Annotated in this window: 18 protein-coding genes, 1 pseudogene and 1 riboswitch; of the genes and pseudogenes, 14 read left to right on the top strand and 5 right to left on the bottom strand. The window is 66.2% G+C overall.

Annotation, left to right across the window (positions count from 1 at the left end; translation table 11 throughout):
* Positions 1-6 precede the first annotated feature (6 nt).
* On the bottom strand, positions 7-879 hold the full coding sequence (locus GGR40_RS13400) for a GGDEF domain-containing protein (protein WP_429276740.1): 873 nt from the start codon (positions 877-879) through the stop codon (positions 7-9).
* Positions 880-1,147: 268 nt separating this feature from the next.
* Between GGR40_RS13400 and GGR40_RS13395 the strand changes: the two genes are divergently transcribed.
* The 5 genes and pseudogenes from GGR40_RS13395 to GGR40_RS13375 all read left to right on the top strand — a co-directional run bounded on the left by GGR40_RS13395 (position 1,148) and on the right by GGR40_RS13375 (position 7,151).
* Positions 1,148-1,834 (top strand): response regulator transcription factor, encoded by a 687-nt coding sequence (locus tag GGR40_RS13395; RefSeq protein ID WP_429276739.1) that lies wholly within the window; start codon positions 1,148-1,150, stop codon positions 1,832-1,834.
* Positions 1,815-3,155, top strand: a complete 1,341-nt coding sequence (locus GGR40_RS13390) for a FecR family protein (RefSeq protein ID WP_429276738.1) — start codon at positions 1,815-1,817, stop codon at positions 3,153-3,155. The genes GGR40_RS13395 and GGR40_RS13390 overlap by 20 nt, the downstream gene beginning before the upstream one ends.
* Positions 3,152-5,410, top strand: coding sequence for a CHASE2 domain-containing protein (locus GGR40_RS13385; RefSeq protein ID WP_429276737.1), 2,259 nt, complete (start codon positions 3,152-3,154; stop codon positions 5,408-5,410). The genes GGR40_RS13390 and GGR40_RS13385 overlap by 4 nt, the downstream gene beginning before the upstream one ends.
* A 343-nt stretch (positions 5,411-5,753) precedes the next feature.
* Positions 5,754-6,146 (top strand): annotated as a pseudogene (locus GGR40_RS13380) (autotransporter outer membrane beta-barrel domain-containing protein); the annotation flags it as partial.
* A gap of 174 nt (positions 6,147-6,320) precedes the next feature.
* Entirely contained in the window at positions 6,321-7,151 is an 831-nt protein-coding gene (locus tag GGR40_RS13375) for an SDR family oxidoreductase (RefSeq protein WP_429276736.1), read from the top strand.
* 48 nt (positions 7,152-7,199) lie between these two features.
* Here the strand turns inward: GGR40_RS13375 and GGR40_RS13370 are convergent, their stop codons facing one another.
* Genes GGR40_RS13370 through GGR40_RS13360 form a run of 3 tightly spaced genes read right to left on the bottom strand, consistent with a single transcriptional unit; the run spans position 7,200 to position 9,402 of the window.
* A complete protein-coding gene (locus GGR40_RS13370; RefSeq protein ID WP_429276735.1) occupies positions 7,200-7,997 on the bottom strand; it encodes a MetQ/NlpA family ABC transporter substrate-binding protein in 798 nt (265 codons plus the stop codon).
* 11 nt (positions 7,998-8,008) lie between these two features.
* Positions 8,009-8,677 (bottom strand): methionine ABC transporter permease, encoded by a 669-nt coding sequence (locus tag GGR40_RS13365; protein WP_429276734.1) that lies wholly within the window; start codon positions 8,675-8,677, stop codon positions 8,009-8,011.
* The gene (locus tag GGR40_RS13360; RefSeq protein ID WP_429276733.1) at positions 8,674-9,402 is read right to left on the bottom strand and encodes a methionine ABC transporter ATP-binding protein; all 729 of its coding nucleotides are present in this window, start codon (positions 9,400-9,402) and stop codon (positions 8,674-8,676) included. The genes GGR40_RS13365 and GGR40_RS13360 overlap by 4 nt, the downstream gene beginning before the upstream one ends.
* A gap of 483 nt (positions 9,403-9,885) precedes the next feature.
* Between GGR40_RS13360 and GGR40_RS13355 the strand changes: the two genes are divergently transcribed.
* From GGR40_RS13355 to cobJ, 5 genes are all read left to right on the top strand, one after another.
* Positions 9,886-12,819 (top strand): TonB-dependent receptor plug domain-containing protein, encoded by a 2,934-nt coding sequence (locus GGR40_RS13355; protein ID WP_429276732.1) that lies wholly within the window; start codon positions 9,886-9,888, stop codon positions 12,817-12,819.
* A gap of 122 nt (positions 12,820-12,941) precedes the next feature.
* Positions 12,942-13,159: riboswitch (cobalamin riboswitch) on the top strand.
* A 210-nt stretch (positions 13,160-13,369) separates the two neighbouring features.
* A complete protein-coding gene (locus tag GGR40_RS13350) occupies positions 13,370-14,485 on the top strand; it encodes a cobalamin biosynthesis protein CobG (RefSeq protein WP_429276731.1) in 1,116 nt (371 codons plus the stop codon).
* Positions 14,485-15,114 carry a precorrin-8X methylmutase gene (locus GGR40_RS13345; RefSeq protein ID WP_429276730.1) on the top strand — a complete coding sequence of 210 codons (630 nt, stop codon included), beginning with the start codon at positions 14,485-14,487 and terminating at the stop codon, positions 15,112-15,114. Before GGR40_RS13350 ends, GGR40_RS13345 begins: the two co-directional genes overlap by 1 nt.
* Positions 15,111-15,833, top strand: a complete 723-nt coding sequence (gene cobI / locus GGR40_RS13340; protein ID WP_429276729.1) for a precorrin-2 C(20)-methyltransferase — start codon at positions 15,111-15,113, stop codon at positions 15,831-15,833. The genes GGR40_RS13345 and cobI overlap by 4 nt, the downstream gene beginning before the upstream one ends.
* Positions 15,830-16,603: a precorrin-3B C(17)-methyltransferase gene (cobJ, locus tag GGR40_RS13335; RefSeq protein ID WP_429276728.1), complete on the top strand. Its 774-nt coding sequence runs from the start codon at positions 15,830-15,832 to the stop codon at positions 16,601-16,603. The genes cobI and cobJ overlap by 4 nt, the downstream gene beginning before the upstream one ends.
* Here cobJ and GGR40_RS13330 read toward each other — a convergent pair.
* A complete protein-coding gene (locus GGR40_RS13330; protein ID WP_429276810.1) occupies positions 16,567-17,328 on the bottom strand; it encodes a cobalt-precorrin-6A reductase in 762 nt (253 codons plus the stop codon). The genes cobJ and GGR40_RS13330 overlap by 37 nt on opposite strands.
* Here GGR40_RS13330 and cbiE point away from each other — a divergent pair.
* Genes cbiE through cobF form a run of 4 tightly spaced genes read left to right on the top strand, consistent with a single transcriptional unit; the run spans position 17,327 to position 20,452 of the window.
* The gene (cbiE, locus tag GGR40_RS13325) at positions 17,327-18,535 is read left to right on the top strand and encodes a precorrin-6y C5,15-methyltransferase (decarboxylating) subunit CbiE (protein WP_429276727.1); all 1,209 of its coding nucleotides are present in this window, start codon (positions 17,327-17,329) and stop codon (positions 18,533-18,535) included. The genes GGR40_RS13330 and cbiE overlap by 2 nt on opposite strands.
* Positions 18,532-18,900, top strand: coding sequence for a cobalamin biosynthesis protein (locus GGR40_RS13320; protein ID WP_429276726.1), 369 nt, complete (start codon positions 18,532-18,534; stop codon positions 18,898-18,900). The genes cbiE and GGR40_RS13320 overlap by 4 nt, the downstream gene beginning before the upstream one ends.
* On the top strand, positions 18,897-19,682 hold the full coding sequence (cobM, locus tag GGR40_RS13315; RefSeq protein ID WP_429276725.1) for a precorrin-4 C(11)-methyltransferase: 786 nt from the start codon (positions 18,897-18,899) through the stop codon (positions 19,680-19,682). Before GGR40_RS13320 ends, cobM begins: the two co-directional genes overlap by 4 nt.
* The gene (gene cobF / locus GGR40_RS13310) at positions 19,679-20,452 is read left to right on the top strand and encodes a precorrin-6A synthase (deacetylating) (protein WP_429276724.1); all 774 of its coding nucleotides are present in this window, start codon (positions 19,679-19,681) and stop codon (positions 20,450-20,452) included. Before cobM ends, cobF begins: the two co-directional genes overlap by 4 nt.
* Positions 20,453-20,561 lie beyond the last annotated feature (109 nt).

Raw genomic sequence — 20,561 nt, 5'->3', positions numbered from 1 at the left:
ATCGGTCTATTCGCAGCGATTGCGACCGTTGCGTTTCGCTGTGTACAAGGCAGCGTCGGCCTTGGCGAACATCTGCGAAGCATCGGTCAGGATCGTCCCGGCCCCGGCGACGGCACCGGTCCATGCGATGCCGACGCTGACGGTGATCTGGCCGTACGAGCTTTCCGGATGCGGAATTGCCAGCGCTTCGACCGCCTGCCGGCAGTTCGCGGCGACTGCAGAGGCGCCGTCCTCATCGGTTTCCGGCAGGATGACCGCGAACTCCTCGCCTCCATAGCGGCACGCAAGATCACCTGCGCGTCGCAGGCAACCGCCCAGTGCGTCGGCGACGAGGCCTAGGCAGCGGTCGCCTGCCTGGTGTCCCAAGCTATCGTTGTAGGCCTTGAACCAGTCTATATCGATGATGAGCAGCGAGAGCGGCGTGGCAGCCCGCCGCGCCCGCCGAACTTCGCGGTGGAACGCGGCGTCGAAGCCTCGCCGGTTCAGCAATCCGGTAAGGTGGTCCTGTTGCGAAGCGGTCAGCAGCCGGCGGCGCGACGTGCGCAGCACCCGTTCGATCCGCAGGCTGCGGGTCATGTCCAGCGCGATGACCAGCAGCGCACCTGCGCCCGTCTGCGGGTCTATCAAGGTGTGGAACGTAACCGCATAGTCGCGCCCGTCCGCCATGAAGCGGTGATCGGGCAGCGGTTCATCAAGATCGGCCAGATCGAAGTACCGCTGCAGGATCAGCGCCGCGCCTGGAACGAGGTCGCCTGCACGCAGCCCCAATAGCGAGTCGAGGCCGAACATCGCGGCAGCTGCCTTGCTGGCCTTGCAGATCGTGAGATCGCGATCGACCATACACGCTGCCAGCGTTGTCGATCCGAACAGGTGCTCCACGATCCTCCGGGGTGCTTGCCATGGAAACGGCGCTGCGCTTCCGGCAGTCGCAACACTCATCACATTGTTCTCTAGGGAGTTTTCCCAATAGGAGGGCCTTAAGCGGCGATCGTCCGGGCTGTCATGTAAAGGAGTGCAAAATCGAAATGTGCCCACCTTCGAGACACCCCCTGTAAAACATTGCAAAGCCGGGTCTTGCCGCCTCGCAATCAGCAGGGGCGCTGCTATGGCAACCGTTCAGGCCTGTGCAGGGCAACGAAGGGTAGCCGTGCGAATAGCGATACTTGAGGACGATGTGGCCCTGGCCGGCTTGGTGGAGAAGACGCTCGCCGAAGCGGGCCATTCATGCGATGTGTTCGTCGATGGCCAGACGCTTGTGCGCGCCTTGCATCGCGCGACTTTCGATGTCCTCATTCTCGACTGGAACGTGCCGGGCCTGTCCGGGCTGGAGGTCATCTCGTGGGGCCGGGACAATCTGGAGATCGTTCCGCCTTCGCTGATGCTGACCAGCAGGTCGGCGGAGGAGGACATCGTTGCCGGGCTGACCGCCGGTGCGGACGATTATGTCATAAAGCCGGTGGCGCCCATCGTGCTCAAGGCAAGGATCGACGCGCTGGCCCGCCGCGCCTATCCCGCGCCCCTTTCCGGGTTCGAGCATTACGGCAGCTACTGCTTCGACACACGGGCCGAGACGGTCGAGCTGGTCGGGCAGCCGATCGCCTTGACGGCCAAGGAATTCGCGCTGGCGCTGTTGCTGTTCAGGAACATGCACCGGGCTTTGGCGCGGGCCTATATCTTCGAAGCGGTCTGGGGGCGGAACCCGAACCTGCCGACCCGAACGCTCGACGTGCATATCTCCAATGTCAGGACCAAGCTCCACCTGCGCCCAGACAACGGTGTCAAGCTTGTTCCGATCTATTCCTATGGATACCGACTTGAAGCCCTGGCATCGTAGAGCGCGGGCGGCGGCAGTCGCCGGCCTTTTCCTGCTGACGGCGATTGCCGATGGCGTGGCTGTGGCCCGTCCGGACGCGGCGGCGCCCGATATCGCGCGCTCGGACGCTCGTTATGTCGTCCGACCGGGAGACAATCTGTTCCGGCTGGCCGCCACCTACTTTATCCGTACCGAGGATTATCGCATCGTCCAGCGGCTGAACCGGGTGGCGGACCCATTGCGGCTGCCGATCGGCATGGTCCTTGTCATTCCGCGCGCGCTGCTGCGGCATGAGCAGGTCAGGGGCACCGTTCACAGCGTGCGCGGTGCGGTGCGGATCGGCGGAACGCCTGCCGCCCCCGGCATGACCGTGGGTGAAGGCACGCTGATCGAGACGGGGCAGAAATCCTTCGTCACGCTCACCCTGCCCGATGCGACGACCATTGCCCTGCCTTCGCAATCGGCAGTGCGGGTGCAGCGCTTGCGCCGTGTGGTGTTCGACAGCCATGTGGAGCGGCTGTTCGGCATCGAGCGGGGCGGAGCAAGCGCCACCGTCACGCCGATGACCGATCCGCTGAGCGATTTTCGCTTCTCGACGCCAAGGGCCATCACTTCGGTGCGTGGCACTAAGTTCCGGATGGGCTACGATGCCGACACGGGCGTTGCGACGAGCGAGGTGCTGGAAGGCAAGGTCGGCTTCGATGCCGATGCGCATGAGACACAGGCGCTACCCGCCGGTTTCGGAACCACCAGCGAACTGTCGGAGCCGGTGGCGCTGCTGCCCGCCCCGGAACTGCTGGACCCGGATGCCGCCCAGACCGGCGACGGCATCCATTTCACTTTGAAGCAGCAGCCCGGTGCCGACGCCTACCACGTGCAAATCGCCGCCGACGCTAGGTTCCTTGAGGTACTCGACGAAGCGACCGGCCCGACGCCCGATGTGCGGTTCGCATCGTTGCCCGATGGCCCCTATTTCGTGCGGGCCACGGCCATCGACGCCAATGCGCTGGAAGGTGAGCCTGCCGTCCATTCGTTCCAGCGCCGGCTTGAGCGGATGCGCATGGCGATCGAGATGGGCTGGGCGGGGCCTTACCGGCAGTACCTGTTCCACTGGGATGTGCGCGACGCATCCCGCGCGCGCTTCCGATTCCAGCTGGCAAGGACGGGCAAGGAGGACAGGCCGCTGGTGGACCTGCCCGACCTCGCCGCCACGGAGCAGGCCGCGATTGACCTGCCGCGCGGTCGTTATCGCTGGCGTGTCGAGACCAGTCGGATGGTCGGGGGTAGCGTCAGCACCGAGTGGTCGCCTTACGCAGAACTGAGGGTCGAGGAGAGTCGGTGAAGCCCTGGCGGCATCTCAGGCTGCGTACTCAATGGTGGTGGATCGTCGTCGTCACCAGCCTGCTCGTCGTGGTCATGACGATGGATCGCACGATGGAGCGTTTCGACAACGCCATCTACGACCACCTGCTGCAATTCGCTCCTGCGCCCTCTGCGGATGCCAATCTGCTGGTCGAGATCGACGACGACAGCATCGGCCGGATCGGCCGCTGGCCCTGGAACCGCGCCGTCCACGCCGCCCTTGTCGACAGGCTGAACGCTGCCGGGGCGAAGGCGATCGGTTATGACGTCCTCTTCACGGAGCCGACCGACGCGGCCGGAGACAGCGCGCTTGCCCGCGCGATGGGCCGGGGCGCGCCTGTGTTCCTGCCCGTGCTGCCATCCGCTACTGCCGGGGTGCCGGACTCAGGGCCACCCCTGCTGCCGATTCCCATAGTGCGAGGCGCCGCCGCAGGTCTCGGCGCTGCCACCGTGTTGCCGGACCCTGATGGCGTCGTGCGCACCGCGATGCTTCCGGACCGATTTGCACACCAGACGCCGCACCTCGCGGACGTAATGGCGCGGTCCCCCCGCAGCGGCCTGTCTATCGCCGGGCGAAGCAGGCTGATACCGTTCGGCGGCGGAACGGCTCGCTGGCCCGAGGTTTCCGCTTCGGCTATCCTGACGGGACAAGTGCCGGCCGAACTGGTGAAGGACAGGATCGTGCTGGTCGGTGTTACCGCCTCCGGCCTCGGCAGCCGTTATGCAACGCCAGCCGGTGGCGTGATGTCGGGGCTGGAAATCCAGGCCTATCTCCTTCAGGGGCTGCGCAGCGGTGCGATGATGGCGCGCGCGGGTCCGACCGCCTGCCTGGCGCTGGCACTGCTGCCTGCTTGGCTGCTGATGCTTGCGCTGGGCCCATTCCGGTGGCTTCCCGCCCTGACCAGCCTTGCGCTGTGTGCGGCATTGGTCCTGGGCCTGTCGATCGGTGCGCTGATGCTCCTTCGCATATGGTTGCCGCCATCGACAGCGCTGGCGGGGCTGGCAGTGGCCTACCCGATCTGGGGGTGGAGGCAGCTGGCCGCGACAGAGCGCTTCATGCGCGCACAGCTGGAACGGTTGCAGGAAGAGCCGGCACTGATCCCCCAGCCGATTGCCGCCCGGAGGGCCCGGGGCGTCGCAGGCACGATTGAACTGCTGCACGTCGCGATCGCGCGCCACCGGCAGATGCGCCATTTCGTCGCTGATCGGCTCGACCAGTTGCCTGATGCGACGGTTGTGACCGACCTCGAGGGTACCATCCTGCTCGCCAACGTCGCGGCGCGCAGGCTGTTTGCAGCCCCTGTTGGCGCGCTGGAGGACGCCGGCGGCATCAGCGCGATCCTGCGCCGCTGCCGCCCTACCGGCAGCGGCGATGTGGTGCGCTTTCCTCCGATTGAGGAAGCCGCGGCCTGCGAGGTGCAGTTCCACCAGGGCCCATTCCTGCTTGTCGGCATCGCTGGACAGACGTCGGCAGAAGGCGCGCGCGTCGGATGGGTCATCCGTTTCGTGGACGTCAGCGAAGCGAAAGCCGCGCAGAAGCAGCGCGACGACGTGGTGCAACTGCTGACCCATGACATGCGCTCGCCTCAGGCATCGATCCTTGCGGTTCTGGAAACGGCGACCGAAGACAGAATCTCGGAGCGCGAATCCACGATAATCCGGCATTACGCGGAGCGTACCCTGCAGCTTGCCGACGGCTTCGTGCAGCTGGCGCGCGCCGAGAACCTGGAATATGCGCTGGAACAGGTCGATCTGGGCGACATGCTGATGGACGCAATTGACGAACTGTGGCCGCAGTCAAAAACGAAAACCATCGGCATCGTCACGCACACGGACGACCGGTTGGAAGTTACCGTGGAACGCTCACTCATGACCCGGGCGCTGGTCAACGTCATCGGCAACGCCATCAAGTACAGCGCGCAAGGCACGACGATCAACTGTTCGCTGTTCTCCACGGTCCAGGCTGACGGCGCGACTTGGGCGATTTGCGCGATCGAGGATCAAGGGCCGGGCATCGAGCCTGCACTGCGGCAGACCATATTCGAGCGATTTCGTCGGGGCCCGGCAGGGCTGGGATCAAGAACCAGTGGAGCGGGCCTGGGCCTCAGTTTCGTTCATACGGTGATGGTCCGCCATAATGGACACATCGAATGCCGAAGCGAGCCGGGCCTCGGCACCGCGTTCCTGCTCAAGCTGCCAGTGCAAACAGGCGGTGTCTCACCCATGCCGTCGTGATTGTTTCGCTGGCCGCTATCCCTTCATCTTGATCGAACAGGGCCGGATTCGGACGCCTGTCGGAGAGATCCATCCTTCCGCCAAGAGCGCGCTGATAGAGGATAGCCACTACCCGCGCGACGCTGGCCCGACATGCTAGCAAAAGGCGATCGACCGCAGCCAGGCAGGTGGACCCGGTGTGTCGGTGTGGGACATGGATACGGACCGCGGGGCTCCCTGGTCGGCAAGGGCAACCCGGAGGTTCTACACCGTTCGGCCCGTGGTTTGCCGGGCGGCGCGGATGTGGCTTTTGAAGAGGCCGCCTCCCCGGGCGTGATGGACGGTTACAGCCGCTCGAAGTTCAACACTGCAACGGCACACGGACACAGGGCATGGCGACAACTATCACCTTGGTGTCTATGCCGGGACCAATCTATCGCGGATCAATTTGCAGGTCGGTGGGTCGTATACCGGACACCGGCTCGACTTCAATCGGGCCGTTGCGTTCACGGGTTTCGCCGACAGGCTTTCGTGGCGGTACAAGGGCGACAGTGCGAGGTTGTCCGGCGATGCAGGGTACCGGATCGAGGTCCAACATGGTCATTTCGAGTCGTTTGCTCCGGTGAGTTACGTGGAGCCCCACACCGATGCTTTCGAGGCGATTGGACAAGGCGCGTCGCTGGCCGGCCGATCAAGGATTATGGAAGTGATCCTTCCTAGCCTTGGACTGCGGGAGGATGGCGCAACAGGATGCTGATGCAGTCGCCCGCGGCTTTACCGAAGAGGCAGTCGTCAGGGATGAAGAACAAGACCATGCGGGACGCGCGACGCCATCCCGGGGTAGAAGGCGCAGGCGGCCGGCAAGTATGCGTACACCGTCGAGGCGCTGACGATCGCGACGTAGGGTAAGCGGACAACTAACTCCGGCCGCGTGACGGGCGCCTGTCCCGGCAGTCCGATTGATCTGCGCTACATGTTCGTGCTTGCGGACGAAGGCATCGGGGGATGGGGATCATGCCGCGATCCCGTTCCTGGAAATGGGCGGGCGGCGGGGGCTGCCACGGTGGAACGCTTTCGCCAGCTTGGCGCGCGTTCGCTGACGTCGGCGCGCAGCAAGCCAGACCCGCTTGCCGAAGGGATGTTCCTTGCCGCAGATCTCGTGATGCCGAAGGGGTGCGAGGCCCGGGCATCCGCCGCGAGGGAGCGGATGGGCGGGGTGGACGTCATCGTCCACATGCTTGGCGGTTTAAGCGCTCCGGCGGGCGGCTTTACGACTCTGGACGATGGCGACTGGGAGAGCGAGATCGCGCTGAACCTGATGCCGGCGGTCCGCCGCCATCGCATGCTGGTTCCCGGGGTGGTGAAGCAGGGGCATGGCGTGGTCGTTCACATCACCTCGATCCGGCACGTATTGCCATTGCCGGAGGCGACGACCGCCTATGCTGCCGCCAAGGCTGCGCTGTCGACGTACAGCAAGAGCCTGTCCAAGGAGGTGTTCCCCGACGAGGTGCGCGTCGTCAGGGTTTCACCCGGCTGGATCGAGACGGAAGCCTCCATGGGGCTGGCGGAACGGCTGGGCGGTGACGGCGGCGCGGGGGAGGGCAAAAGGATCATCATGAACTCGCTTGGCGGCATCCCGATCGGTCGGCCTAGCACCGCGGCGGAAGTGGCGAACCTGATCGCCTTCCTTGCATCGGACCAGGCGGGCAGCATTACCGGCGCGGAGTTCGTGATCGATGGCGGAACGGTGCCCACCGCCTGACCGCGCCCGTGACTAAGCACCGCCGGCGGAGATGTCGGCGGTGCTCCGTCAGAATGCCGGCAGCACCGCGTCCTTGTATGACCCGGCTATGAAGCGCTTAACGTCTTCGCTGTGCAGCACCGCGACCAGCTTTCTGACGCGCGGGTCGCTCTCGCTCCGCGGCTTGCCGACGATCAGGTTGACGTAAGGCGAGTTGCGATCCTCGATCACCAGCGCGTCGCGAACGGGGTTCAGCCCCGCGTCGAGCGCATAGTTGGTGTTGATGAGTGCCAGATCCACTTCACCCAGCGTGCGGGGCAAGGTAGCCGCTTCGATCTCCCTGAACACCAGATGCAGCGGGTTGCCCACCACGTCGCGGGTCGAGGCGAGCGGGTCTGCCGGGTTCTTCAGCGTGATGAGACGGGCTTTGCCCAGCAGCAGCAGGGCACGTCCGCCGTTGCTGGCATCGTTGGGAATGGCCACGGTCGCGCCATCAGGGATCTGCTTCAGATCCTTCCACTTGCGTGAATAGGCGCCCAGCGGTTCGATGTGGACCGCCGCCACCGGCACCAGATCGGCATGGTTGGCCCGGTTGAAATCGTCCAGAAAAGGGCGCGTCTGGAAATAGTTAACGTCGATCTGCCCTTGCTGGACCTGCTTGTTGGGCTGCACGTAATCGTTGAAGACGCGGATTTCGAGCGTGACCCCCTGCTTGAGCAGCGCCGGTTTGACGTGTTCCAGAATCTCGGCGTGGGGCACTGCCGTGGCGGCGATGCTGAGCGTATTTCCGGACTTTTCGTTACCGGCGCCGCCGCAGGCGGCCAGAAGCAATGCGGGAATGAGAGCGAGCAGCGATCTACGGATCATCGGCGCAATTCCTATCGATGGTCGATCCGGCGCGAAAGCCAGTCGCCGAACCATTGGATGAGTTGAACCAGAATGACCAGCAGCGCCACGGTGACGAACATGACGTCGGACTGGAACCGCTGATAGCCGTAGCGGATCGCCAGATCCCCCAGGCCCCCGGCCCCGACCACTCCGGCCATCGCGGTGAACGAAACGAGCGCGATCGCTGTCACCGTCGCGCCCGAAACCAGGCTGGGCAGCGCTTCGGGCATGAGCACCTTGAAGATCAGTTGCAGCCGGGTGGCGCCCATCGCCTTGGCGGCCTCGATCGTCGCCTGCGGAATGTCGCGCAGCGCCCCCTGGACAAGCCGCGCGTAGAACGGCGCGGACCCCACCACCAGCGGGGGGACCGCGCCCACGACGCCCAGCGAGGTTCCCATCACCAGTATCGTGAAGGGGATCATCAGGATCAGCAGGATCACGAAGGGGATCGACCGCAGGATGTTCACCACCACCCCGAGTGTGCGGTTGAGCAGCTTGCTTTCCGCAGCCTGGCCGGGGCCGGTGAGGAACAGGAGGACGCCCAGCGGCACCCCGGCGATGACCGTAAGCAGCATCGATGCGCCGAGCATCAGCAGCGTATCGAGCAAAGCCTGGCCGATCTCCGGCCAGACGATGTTGCGGAACAGGGCGTCCATCATGCTTCTGCGCCCGCGAGGCCTGACCCGTCCGCGGCGGCCTGTCGCGACAGCACGTCCGGCGTGAGGCCGGTGTCGATCAGGCGGCCGCCGTCCAGCACGGCAACCCGGTCGCATATGGCGCGCACGACCGACATCTCGTGCGTCACGAGAACGATGGTCAGGTTACGCTCGCGGTTGAGTTCGGCGAGCAGTTCGAGGATCGAGCGGGTGGTTTCGGGATCGAGCGCGCTTGTGGCCTCGTCGCATAGGAGCACTTCGGGAGCCGTGGCCAGCGCGCGGGCGATGCCCACCCGTTGCCGCTGACCCCCGGAAAGCCGCGCAGGATAGGCGTCTGCCTTGTCCGCGATCTGCACGCGCTCCAGCAACGTGGCGACGCGGGCGGCGCGTTCCGGGGCGGGGACGCCAGCCAGTTCCAGCGGCAGCTCGACGTTCTGGGCCACGGTGCGGTTGGCAAGCAGGCCGAAGGACTGGAATATCATGCCCACCCGCTGCCGCAGGGAACGCAGGTCCGGCGCCAACAGCGCCCCCACGGCCTTGCCGTCCACCGTGACAGTGCCGCTGCTCGCCTGCTCCAGCCCGTTGATGAGCCTCAGCAAGGTGGACTTGCCTGCCCCGGAACGGCCGATGATGCCGAAGACGGCGCCCTTGGGGATCGAGAACGTCACATCGGCCAGCGCCGCATGTCCGTCGGGGTACTGTTTGGATATGCCGTCGAGATCGATCATGGAAAAGCGAAGCGGTCTGCTCGGATTAGGGTGGCAAGTGCGGGCGGGGTCGCCCCACTGAGCGTTTCGCGCCGCAAGTGCAAGGACGAAGTCCCGCGTTGCAACCTGACGGCGGTGATCGCGCAAGGCGATGTTCGCCCCTGATAGGCTGGCCCCTTGTCGCGGCGAGGCAGAAAAACTTGGCGCTTCGACAGAATCTCTAGCACGTTATAGAGTTAGGGGTGCTTGGCTGGACTGCCTGCGATCCCGTGCATCACACGGCCGGGAATGCCCTTGCGGTATGCATCAACCATCTGAGCCCTTGGGCGAGAAGTATAAAGGCGCGATCTGGACAAGAAGTAGCAATTTTCGCAACGACTTATAAGCGTAACATCATTGCAACATGCTGTAATAAAGCGATGGCTAGATAACCTCGAGATGTTGACAGCCATGGCATCTGTCGAGAGCCTGTATCCTTGAACTAGGGCAATACAGGGGCTCTCCATGATCAACCGTAATCGCCGCCGCGCCGGGGCTTGGCTTGTTGCCACCGCGCTTTCGACATTGCTCCCGACCACGATCCATGCACAGGAAACTGCTGCTGAAGACAGCGCCGACGATGCCATCGTCGTCACCGGCAGCCGCATCCAGCGCTCGGATTACGGGGTGGCCAACCCGCTGGTCACCGTCACCGCCGAAACGCTGGAGCAGTCCGGCAACGTCCAGATCATCGACACTCTGGCGCAGAACCCGGCCCTGCTGAATTCGCTGGGCGGCTATCGGACGTCCGGTTCGCAGAGCGATTTCGGCGCAGTAGGCGTGGCGCTCCTCGATCTGCGCGGCCTGGGTGAGAACCGCACGCTGGTGCTGGTCAACGGCCGGCGCCACGTCGCTAGCCTGTCCGGCTCCGCAGCCGTCGACATCAACACCATCCCGACCGACCTGATCGAGAGCGTCGACGTGCTGACCGGCGGCGCATCGGCCATCTACGGTGCGGACGGCGTGTCGGGCGTGGTCAACTTCCAGCTCAAGCGCGACTTCGAAGGGCTGAAGGCCAGCGGACAGATGGGCATCTCCAGCCGTGGAGACGCCGGCCAGCGGTACGGCTCGCTGACGTATGGCCGCAATTTCAGTGACGGGCGCGGCAATGTCGCCTTGTCCTACGAATTTCGCGAACAGGATCGGGTGTCCAGCACCCGCCGCGCGCGGACCGGCGATCCCCTGCGCACGTATGGCATCGTGCGCGATCCGGCGGACTTCCCGGACGATCCCGCCGTGCCCGATCGTCGTCCGTTCAACAACCTGCGCTATGCCGACAGTTCGCCCGATGGCGCGATCGATCTCGATCTGGATGGCATCCCGGACTACACCGGCTCGGGCAAGGTCTATGACCGGGGCCTGCTGCTGCCGTCGTCAGGCGGCCTGACGCAGGGCGGCGACAGCACCCCGCTGGCCGGCTACCAGGGCGACCTGCAGGCCGCCAACCGCGTTCACAACGTCAACCTGCTGGCGCATTACGACTTCAGCGATGCGGTTTCGTTCTATTTCGAAGGCAAGTACGTCCGCAACAAGACCTTCACGCAGGCGCAGCCGTCGTTCGATTTCTTCACGTACCTGACGCCTGAGAACCCCTACCTGCAGGAACGGTTCGCCGGCATCGCCTCGACGGCGGACGGCGCCTACATCTCGCGCGACAACTACGATCTGGGTGTTCGCGGTGAGACCAACGACCGCGAAACGATGCGGTTCGTCGGCGGCTTCGAAGGGCAGATTTCGGATCACGCGCGGTACGATATCTATTACACTTTCGGGCAGACCAAGTCGAAGATCGGTCTCACGAACTATCGCATCGAAGATCGCTATTATGCGGCGCTCGATGCGGTGGTCGATCCGGCCACGGGCAATGTCGTATGCCGTTCGAACCTGGTGGGCGGCAACATCGACCCCAACAACTTCGATGCGCCCGCGACCACCTTCACGCCCGGTGCCGGCAGCGGCTGCCGCCCGCTGAACCTGGTGGGCAACGGCGTGCGCGATCAGGCGGCGGTGGACTGGATCAACGCGGACATCATGAACCGCGCCAAGATCCAGCAGCATGTCGTGTCCGGCTCGATCTCGGGCGATTTCGGTCAGTTCTTCGAACTGCCGGGCGGTCCGGTCGGGTTCGCGCTGGGCGGCGAATATCGCAAGGAAAAAAGCCAGTTTACCCCGGATGCGCTGCTGCAGCAGGGGGCACTGGCCGACTTCTCGCTGCAGTTGCCGGAACGCGGCAGCTTCGACGTCAAGGAAGCCTTCGCGGAGCTTTCGGTGCCGGTCCTGAAGGAAGTACCGTTCGCCTACAACCTGAGCTTCGGTGCGGCGCTGCGCCTTTCCGATTACTCGACGGTGGGCAAGACCACCACCTGGAAGGTCGATGGTACTTACGCCCCGATCCGCGACGTGACTTTCCGCGGCACGTGGTCCGAAGCCGTGCGCGCGCCGAACATCTCCGAACTGTTCGCCCCGCGCAACGGCGGCTTCTCGTTCATCAGCGATCCGTGCGACCCGGTGTTCATCGGCGAGGGCACCCAATACCGCGTGGCCAACTGCCAGGCGACGCTGCAGGCGGCGGGGCTTTCGCCCGCTCAGATCGCGGCGTTCAACCCCGAAAACGATCCGGCGGCAACGGTCAGCCTTCCCGGTTTCTCGGGCGGCAACCGCAACCTGCAGGAAGAGACCGCGCGGACCTGGACTGCCGGCGTGGTTGTGCGCCCCAGCTTCATCCCCGGGCTGGTCGCTTCGTTCGACTGGTACGACATCAAGCTGAAGAACGCGATCAACACGCCCACCGCCGAAGAAATCGCGGAACTTTGTGTCGATCAGCCGACGCTGGACAACGTTTACTGCTCCAACATCACGCGCACCCCCGGCACCGGCTATATCTCGGATTGGTTCGTGCAGCCCCAGAACGTCGCCAATTTCCGTACCTCGGGCGCCGACATCAAGCTGAATTATGCGTTCGACACGGCGCGGGCCGGATCGTTCGGCGTGACCCTGGTGGGCGGCTACCTCAACAAGCTTGAGTTCATCCCGACGCCGGGCGCGACAGTCGATGTGGACCGCGAGGAATCGTACTATCCCAAGTGGAACGCGACCGCGGACGTGACCTGGAAGCTGGACAAGCTGACGGTGAACTACGGTGTCAGCTGGTTCAGCAAGACGCGCCGCTACACGATCGAGGAACTGGCCGCCAACCCAGACATCTCCGATCCCAGGTATTTCCGCTACAAGGAAAAGTGGCAGCACGACATCTACGTCGCCTATGACGTGGATGAGCGTTTCCGCTTCTTCGTCGGCGCCAACAACCTGTTCGACCAGGAACCCTCGATCGCGTCCACAAACTACCCGATCAGCTTCGTGGGCCGCTACATGTACGCAGGTGCCAAGGTCACCATGTAGCATCGGCCTTCGGGCGGCTCGCAACGGCGGCCGCCCGGACCCTGGTTCATTCGCGACGGAATCGGTTGGTCACCGCGCAAGTTCGTTGTAAGGCGCAGGTCCGGCTGCGGAGCGATCCGTTGGCCGGACATGATCGTGCCGGTGCCCTTCACGGGGCTTAATCGGGAATGCGGTGCGGGGGCCTGGCTCCCAAATCCGCGGCTGTCCCTGCAACTGTGAGCGGATAGCGCGATGCACTCGCCTCCTTCAGGGAGGCAGCCACTGGGCCGCAAGGTCCGGGAAGGCGTGCATCAAGCTGTGACCCGCGAGCCAGGAGACCTGCCGGCGCACTGGTCGCTCTTGCCTTGGTCCAGGGGATGGTCACGGCACGGTTGTTCTTCCGTCTGGGCGACGAAGCGGTGCGGCCGGGGCTGCACGTGCGCGCGTCGCCGGGTGCCTTTTGCGCCCGCCCGTCGGCCCGCGTCGGTCGGCGTCTGCCGATAAGCCCCGTCCCTTGGTTCGGCCCGGCGCGCGGGGTGGGTTGCCTGTGACGGCGCAAGGAGAAGGACAGGTGCGGGGCTGGTGCCCCGATGCCTGGCATCCGATGATGGCCGGGGACGGACTGCTGGTACGGGTAAAGCCGCATCTGGGCCGGATGAGCGCTGTCGAGGTGCAGGCCCTGTGCGAGGCCGCGCTGGCTTACGGTAACGGCCAGATCGACCTGACCCGTCGCGCCAACTTCCAGATCCGCGGCGTTGAGGAGGCCTGTTGGCCGAGGCTGCTGGAGCAGCTTTGCGCTGCCAACATCGTCGACGGTGATGGGGAGCAGGAAAGCCGCCGCAATATCCTCGCCGCGCCGGACTGGCGGGCAGGCGACGACACCGCGCGCATCGCTGGCGAACTGCGCGATCGGCTGCAGGAGTTTTCGCAGCTTCCGGGCAAGGTGGGCTTCGTCATCGACGCGGGCGAAGGTCTGGCGCTGGCGTGCGAACCCGGCGATTTCCGGATCGAGCGCGCCGGTGACGGCAGCCTGCTGCTGCGCGCGGACGGACGGGATCGGGGTGTTACGCTGCGCGTCGGTAGCGAGGTCGATGCTTTGCTGGCCCTGACGCGCTGGTTCGTCGACAGTGGCGGCGCGGCGGCACGGCGGATGGCCCGGCACGATACGCCGCTTCCCGACTGGGCCGCTGGTGACGCCCGTCCCGCCCCTGCGCTGCCGGCCATCCTGCCGGGTGAGCGGCCCGGCGGGATCGTCTTCGGCGTGCCCTTTGCGCGGATCGAGGCGCGCGTGCTGCTGGACCTGATGCGGACGCCGGGCGTCACCGGGCTGCGTCTGACGCCGCGGCGTATGCTTTTCGTCGAGGGCGCGACTTTGCCAGACATTCCCGGTCTTACCACCGATCCCGCCGATCCGCTGCTGCGCGTCGATGCCTGCCCGGGCGCACCCGTCTGCCCGCAAGCCAGCGTGGAGACGCGCGATCTGGCGCGGCTGCTTTGCACGAGCGTGCAGGGCGGCCTGCATGTTTCCGGCTGCGGCAAGGGGTGCGCCCGTTCGCGCCCCGCCGACGTTACCGTAGTGGGCCACAATGGCCGTTACGACCTTGCCTTCGCTGCCCGCGCCGATGCCGAACCGCTGTACCGGGGGTTGGACAGCGCCGAAATCCTCGTCCTCCTTGGAGCTTCCTGATGCCGCATGTCTACGAGAAGGACGGCGCCGCGATCTATCGCCAGTCCTTCGCCATCATCCGCGCCGAGGCCGATTTGATGCGCTTCGACAGCGATGAAGAGCCTGTCGCCGTCCGCATGATCCATGCTGCGGGGATGGTCGGGCTGGAAGCGCATATCCGCTTCTCGAACGGTTTTGCACGCGCGGCACGCCGGGCTCTGGCAGGGGGCGCACCGATCCTGTGCGATGCGCGCATGGTGTCCGAAGGGGTGACCCGCGCGCGGCTGCCGGCGGACAATCGGGTTATCTGCACCTTGAACGATCCGGGCGTGCCGGACCTGGCGCGCGAGATGGGCAATACCCGATCCGCGGCCGCGCTGGAGTTGTGGCGTCCGCATCTGGGCGGGGCGGTGGTGGCCATCGGCAATGCGCCTACCGCGCTGTTCCACCTGCTCGATATGCTGCAGGATCCGGCCTGCCCACGTCCGGCGGCGATCATCGGTTGTCCGGTGGGCTTCGTGGGAGCGGCGGAGTCCAAGGACGCGCTCTGGCAGGCGGCGCCGGTTCCGTGCTGCATCGTCGCCGGGCGTCTTGGCGGCAGCGCCATCACCGTAGCCGCGATCAACGCTCTGGCGAGCCGGGCGGAATGAGCGGCACCGTTCACGGCGTCGGGCTGGGACCGGGCGCGGAAGACCTGATGAGCGTGCGCGCGGACCGGCTGGTGCGCGGTACGCGGCAGATCGCCTACTTCCGCAAGAAGGGGCGATCCGGCCACGCCCGACGCATCGCGCAGGGCCTGCTGCGCGCCGACGCGGTAGAGATCGCGATGGAATATCCGGTGACCACCGAGATCCCGCTGGCCGATCCGCGCTACAATGCCTGCCTGTCCGACTTCTACGCCGACTGCACGCAGCGGCTGCTGGAGGCGACGCGGACCGGTGAAGACGTGGTCGTGCTGTGCGAAGGCGATCCGTTTTTCTACGGATCGTTCATGCACCTTCACAGCCGCCTTTCGGGCCAGGTTCCGGTGGAGGTGGTGCCAGGCATCACCGGCATGGCAGGGGCGTGGAACGCCACCGGGCTGCCGATCACATGGGGAGACGATGTGCTGACGGTGGCGATGGCCACCCTGCCCGAAGACGAACTGGTGCGGCGCATCCGCGATACCGACGCGCTGGTGGTCATGAAGATCGGTCGCAACCTGCCCAAGCTACGCCGCGCCGTCGCCGCTGCCGGGCGTGAGGACGCGGCCTGGCTGGTCGAGCACGCCGCCATGCCGGGGCAGAGCGTGACCCGGCTGGTGGATGCCGAGGCGGTTGCACCCTATTTCTCGATCCTGCTGATCCACGGACAGGGGCGCCGGCCATGACCATCAGCGCGTCCGGATGGGTCGCCGTCGCCGGATTGGGGCCGGGCAGCGAGGCCATGGTCACGCCGGAAGTCAGCGCCGCGCTGGCGGAAGCGACCGACGTGGTCGGCTATATTCCCTACGTTGCGCGCGTGACACCCCGCGCCGGGCTGACGCTGCATCCGTCGGACAACCGGGTGGAGCTGGACCGCGCCGCGCTGGCGCTGGACCTTGCGGCGCAGGGGCGGCGCGTGGTCGTCGTGTCGTCCGGCGATCCGGGTGTCTTCGCGATGGCCTCGGCCCTGTTCGAGGCGCTGGAGGCGGGGCCATCGACATGGCGCGAACTGGATGTCCGGGTGCTGCCGGGAATCACGGCGATGCTTGCCGCCGCCGCGCGGGCCGGGGCACCGCTGGGCCATGACTTCTGCGCCATCAATCTTTCGGACAACCTCAAACCATGGAGCGTGATCGAACGCCGCCTGCGGCTGGCGGCAGAGGCGGATTTCGCCATGGCGTTCTACAATCCGCGATCGCGCGCAAGGCCCCAAGGCTTTGCAAGAGCGCTTGAGGTGCTGCGCGAAGCCTGCGGCGATGATCGCCTTGTCCTGTTCGCCCGCGCGGTGTCCACGCCTGAAGAGACTCTGCGGATCGTCCCTCTGGGGCAGGCGGACGCGGGAATGGCGGACATGCGGACCATGGTGATCGTCGGGTCGAGCCGGACACGGGTGATCGAACGGGCCGGTAGCCCGATCCTCTACACGCCCCGCTCTGTACCGGAAGATGCGGCGTGAGCGATCCAGTCGAGCACATCTTCGGGTCGTTGGAACTCGGTGCGGGCGGGCAGCCGGGGCCGCTGGATCATCAGCACCGGCAGCCCAAGGCGCCGCGCTGCGGCCAGCTTTGCCTGCGCACCCGTGCCGCCGGCGTTCTTGCACACCAGCAGATCGATCGCATGATCGTGCAGCAGCCGCGTATCGTCATCAAGGCTGAACGGACCGCGATCGACCACCAGGGTATGGCGGAGCAGCGCGGGCGGCTGCGCCGGGGCATCCACGAAGCGCAGCAGGTAATGGTGCTGCGGACGGGCGGCGAACACCTCGACATGCATCCGGCCCAGCGCCAGCATGATCCGGCGCGGCGTTTCGGGAAGCAAGGCGACGGCTCCCGCGATGTCGGCTGCGGCGGTCCAGTCGTCGCCAGGGCCCGGCTCCCACGCGGGGCGGGTGAGGGCGGCAAGATGCACTCCGGCGATGCGGGCGGCGGCCACTGCGTTTTCGCTCATCGTCGCGGCAAAGGGGTGGGTGGCGTCCACCAGATGCGTCACGCGGTGTTCGCGCAGATAGGCGGCCAGCCCGGACACGCCGCCAAAGCCGCCGACACGTACAGGTATGGGCTGCGGTCGCGGGCTTTCGGTGCGTCCGGCATAACTCAGCACGGCAGCTGTCCCGTGGGCTGCCAGCAGGCGGGCCAACGTACTCGCTTCGGTCGTGCCGCCCAGCAGCAGGATGTTCGGCATGGCTGACAGGAACGCGTCTCCCTGGCTGACGATCGTGGGCATCGGCGAGGATGCGGCTGACGGACTGTGCGCGGCGAGCCGCACGGCATTGGAACAGGCGGATCTGGTGATGGGCGCCGCCCGCCACCTTGCCCTGCTGCCGGGGCTTAGTGCGCCAAGTTGGCAATGGCCAGTGCCGTTTTCCGATGGCGTGCCGATGGTGCTGGCGCAGCGCGGACGCAATGTTGTGGCGCTGGTATCCGGCGATCCGTTCTGGTTCGGCGCGGGGAGCAGCCTGACCCGCGATCTTGCGCCCGGCGAATGGATCGCCCACCCGGCGCCATCCACTTTCGGGTTGGCGGCGGCTCGGCTGGGCTGGGCCTTGCAGGACTGCGCCTGCCTTGGCCTTCACGCCGCGCCGGTTCAGCGGCTGCGCCCGCACCTTGCCCCAGGCAGGCATGTTCTGGCGCTGATGCGCAATGGCGGTGCGGTGGCCGGGCTGGCGGCCTATCTGGTGGAGCGCGGTTTCGGCGCGTCCACTCTCCACGTACTGGAAGCGCTGGGCGGGCCGCGTGAGCGGGTGCGCAGCGTCGAGGCGCTGGCGCTGGACTTCACAGACATCCGGCATCCCGTGGCGGTGGGCATCGCCGTTGCCGGATCGGGATACGCCTTACCGGTGAAGAGCGGGTTGTCCGACGACCTGTTCGATCACGATGGGCAGATCACCAAGAGCCCACTGCGGGCACTGACGCTGAGTGCGCTGGCCCCACGGGCAGGCGAACATCTGTGGGATCTGGGCGCAGGCTCGGGCTCGGTATCGATCGAATGGTTGCTTGCCCACCCCGCCAACACCGCCTGCGCCGTGGAAGCCGATGACGCGCGCGCCGATCGGGCGCGGGCGAACGCGCTGGCGCTTGGCGTGGACCGGCTGCACGTCGTCAACGGCCGCGCGCCGGCGGTCCTGCCCGATGGCCCGGCGCCCGATGCGGTGTTCGTCGGCGGCGGGCTGTCGGCGGCGTTGCTCGACGCCTTGTGGCAGCGGCTTGCCCCCGGCACCCGGCTGGTGGCCAACGCGGTCACGCTGGAGTCGGAGGCGCTGCTCGCGCTCTGGCACGCCAAGCGGGGCGGCACCCTCCTGCGCATCGAACTGGCCGACGCCGCGCCGCTGGGCACGCGACGCGGCTGGCGCGCCCGCTATCCCGTGGTGCAGTGGAGCGTTGTGCTGTGATCGTGGCGGGCTTCGGTTTTCGCGAGGACGTCAGCGTGTTCTCGCTGATCTCGGCGTATCAGCAGGCGCGGGACGGGGCGCCTCCGGTCACCCATGTCGCCACCGTTGCCGACAAGGCGCATCGTCTTGCCGAACTGGCCCATCTGCTGGAACTGCCGCTCATCGCAGTGCCGCAGGAACGACTCGCTCAGGCGCAGACCCTTACCGTGTCGGCAGCGTCACGCGCCGCGCGAGGCGTGGGCAGCGTGGCCGAGGCCAGCGCGCTTGCCGCCTTCGACGGCATTGAGGCCACGCTGTTCGGTCCCCGCCACATTTCACGCGATCGCATGGCGACTTGCGCCATCGCCCATGGAGTTTCAGCATGACCGTTCATTTCATCGGCGCCGGCCCCGGCGCGCCCGATCTTCTGACCCTGCGCGGGCGGGATCTGATCGCGGCAAGCCCGGTCTGCCTTTACGCGGGTTCGCTGGTGCCTGCGCAAGTGCTCGATCACTGCCCGCCCGGCGCGCGCATCGTCAACACCGCGCCCATGGATCTTGACGCCATCATCGCAGAGATCGCGAAGGCCCATGCCGCCGGGCAGGACGTGGCGCGGCTGCATTCGGGCGACCTGTCCGTCTGGTCGGCGATGGGGGAGCAACTGCGCCGCCTGCGCGCCCTGGACATTCCGTTCACCGTGACGCCGGGCGTGCCGGCCTTTGCCGCCGCCGCCGCCGCGCTGGAGGCGGAACTGACGCTGCCGGCATTGGCGCAGTCGGTCGTGCTGACGCGCACTCCAGGGCGGGCCAGCACGATGCCCCCGGCGGAAAGCCTTGCCAGTTTCGCCGCGACGGGGGCTACGCTGGCAATCCATCTGTCGATCCACAATCTCGAACGGGTAGTGGCCGATCTTGCCCCGATTTATGGCGCCGATTGCCCGGTTGCGGTGGTGTGGCGGGCAAGCTGGCCGGATCAGCGCATCGTCCGGGCCACTCTGGAGACGATCGAGGCCGCTGTCGCCGGAACCATGGAGCGTACCGCGCTGATCCTCGTCGGGCGCGTCCTTGCCGCAGAGGACTTTGCAGAAAGCAGCCTGTACGCGCAAGGGTACGACCGGCGCTTTCGCCCGCAGCATGCCGGATCGCGCTACGCCGGATCGACCGAATGATCCGGCTGGACCTGATCGGCATCGGCACTGGCAGTCCCGATCACCTGACGGTCCAGGCGATGCGCGCCATGAACGAGGCGGACCTGATCCTGCTGCCGCGCAAGGGGAGTGCGAAGTCCGGCCTGCTCGACGTGCGCCGGGCCATCTGCGATGCCGTGCTGACGCAGCCGGTGCGCGTGGTCGAGTTCGACCTACCCACTCGCGACGCGGGGCGCGATTATGTCGATGCCGTGCAGTCCTGGCACGATGCGATCGCCGCCGCCTGGGCCGCGCAGATCGCGCTGCACCTACCCGAGGGTGGCCGGCTGGCCTTGCTGGTGTGGGGCGATCCCTCGCTTTACGACAGCACCTTGCGCATTGCCCGTCGCCTGATCCGCAAGGGGATGGAGATCGACATTCGCGTGGTGCCGGGCATCTCCAGCCTCCATGCCCTGACCGCTGCCCACGCCATTCCTCTAAATCGCCTGACGCAGGCCGTTACGATCACCACCGGGCGCCTGCTGCGCGCCCATGGTTGGCCTGCCGGCGCCGGTTCGGTGGTGGTCATGCTGGATGAAGGGGGGGCTTTCCAGACGCTGGACGGTTCCGACATCGAGATATGGTGGGGCGCCTATCTGGGCATGCCGGCCCAGTCGCTGATAGCGGGCAGACTGGCGGCAGTCAGCGCGCAGATCATGGAAACGCGCGCCCGGCTTCGGCAGGAACATGGCTGGATCATGGACATATATCTCATGCAGGAACGGCGCGACCGGTCGGCCGCCTCAACCTGAGCAGGCCGGCCAAAGGAATTCTTTAGGGCATCCTGATCATAAGGTGTGGCCCCGGATGCGGGATTTGGGCAAAGAACGCGCGTCCGACCGACGGTCACGAGACCGAGGC

The sequence above is a fragment of the Novosphingobium gossypii genome (assembly GCF_050433305.1).
GTDB lineage: Bacteria > Pseudomonadota > Alphaproteobacteria > Sphingomonadales > Sphingomonadaceae > Novosphingobium > Novosphingobium gossypii.
The sequence above is the reverse complement of the archived record's forward strand: the minus strand, read 5'-3'. Positions and strand labels throughout refer to the sequence as shown.

Excerpts from the sequence above, each read along its gene's own strand:
- GGR40_RS13370 (WP_429276735.1), bottom strand. The coding sequence starts at position 7,997 with ATGATCCGTAGATCGCTGCTCGCTCTCATTCCCGCATTGCTTCTGGCC.
- GGR40_RS13365 (WP_429276734.1), bottom strand. The coding sequence starts at position 8,677 with ATGATGGACGCCCTGTTCCGCAACATCGTCTGGCCGGAGATCGGCCAG.
- GGR40_RS13360 (WP_429276733.1), bottom strand. The coding sequence starts at position 9,402 with ATGATCGATCTCGACGGCATATCCAAACAGTACCCCGACGGACATGCG.
- GGR40_RS13355 (WP_429276732.1), top strand. The coding sequence starts at position 9,886 with ATGATCAACCGTAATCGCCGCCGCGCCGGGGCTTGGCTTGTTGCCACC.
- GGR40_RS13345 (WP_429276730.1), top strand. The coding sequence starts at position 14,485 with ATGCCGCATGTCTACGAGAAGGACGGCGCCGCGATCTATCGCCAGTCC.
- cobI (WP_429276729.1), top strand. The coding sequence starts at position 15,111 with ATGAGCGGCACCGTTCACGGCGTCGGGCTGGGACCGGGCGCGGAAGAC.
- cobJ (WP_429276728.1), top strand. The coding sequence starts at position 15,830 with ATGACCATCAGCGCGTCCGGATGGGTCGCCGTCGCCGGATTGGGGCCG.
- cbiE (WP_429276727.1), top strand. The coding sequence starts at position 17,327 with ATGGCTGACAGGAACGCGTCTCCCTGGCTGACGATCGTGGGCATCGGC.
- GGR40_RS13330 (WP_429276810.1), bottom strand. The coding sequence starts at position 17,328 with ATGCCGAACATCCTGCTGCTGGGCGGCACGACCGAAGCGAGTACGTTG.
- cobM (WP_429276725.1), top strand. The coding sequence starts at position 18,897 with ATGACCGTTCATTTCATCGGCGCCGGCCCCGGCGCGCCCGATCTTCTG.
- cobF (WP_429276724.1), top strand. The coding sequence starts at position 19,679 with ATGATCCGGCTGGACCTGATCGGCATCGGCACTGGCAGTCCCGATCAC.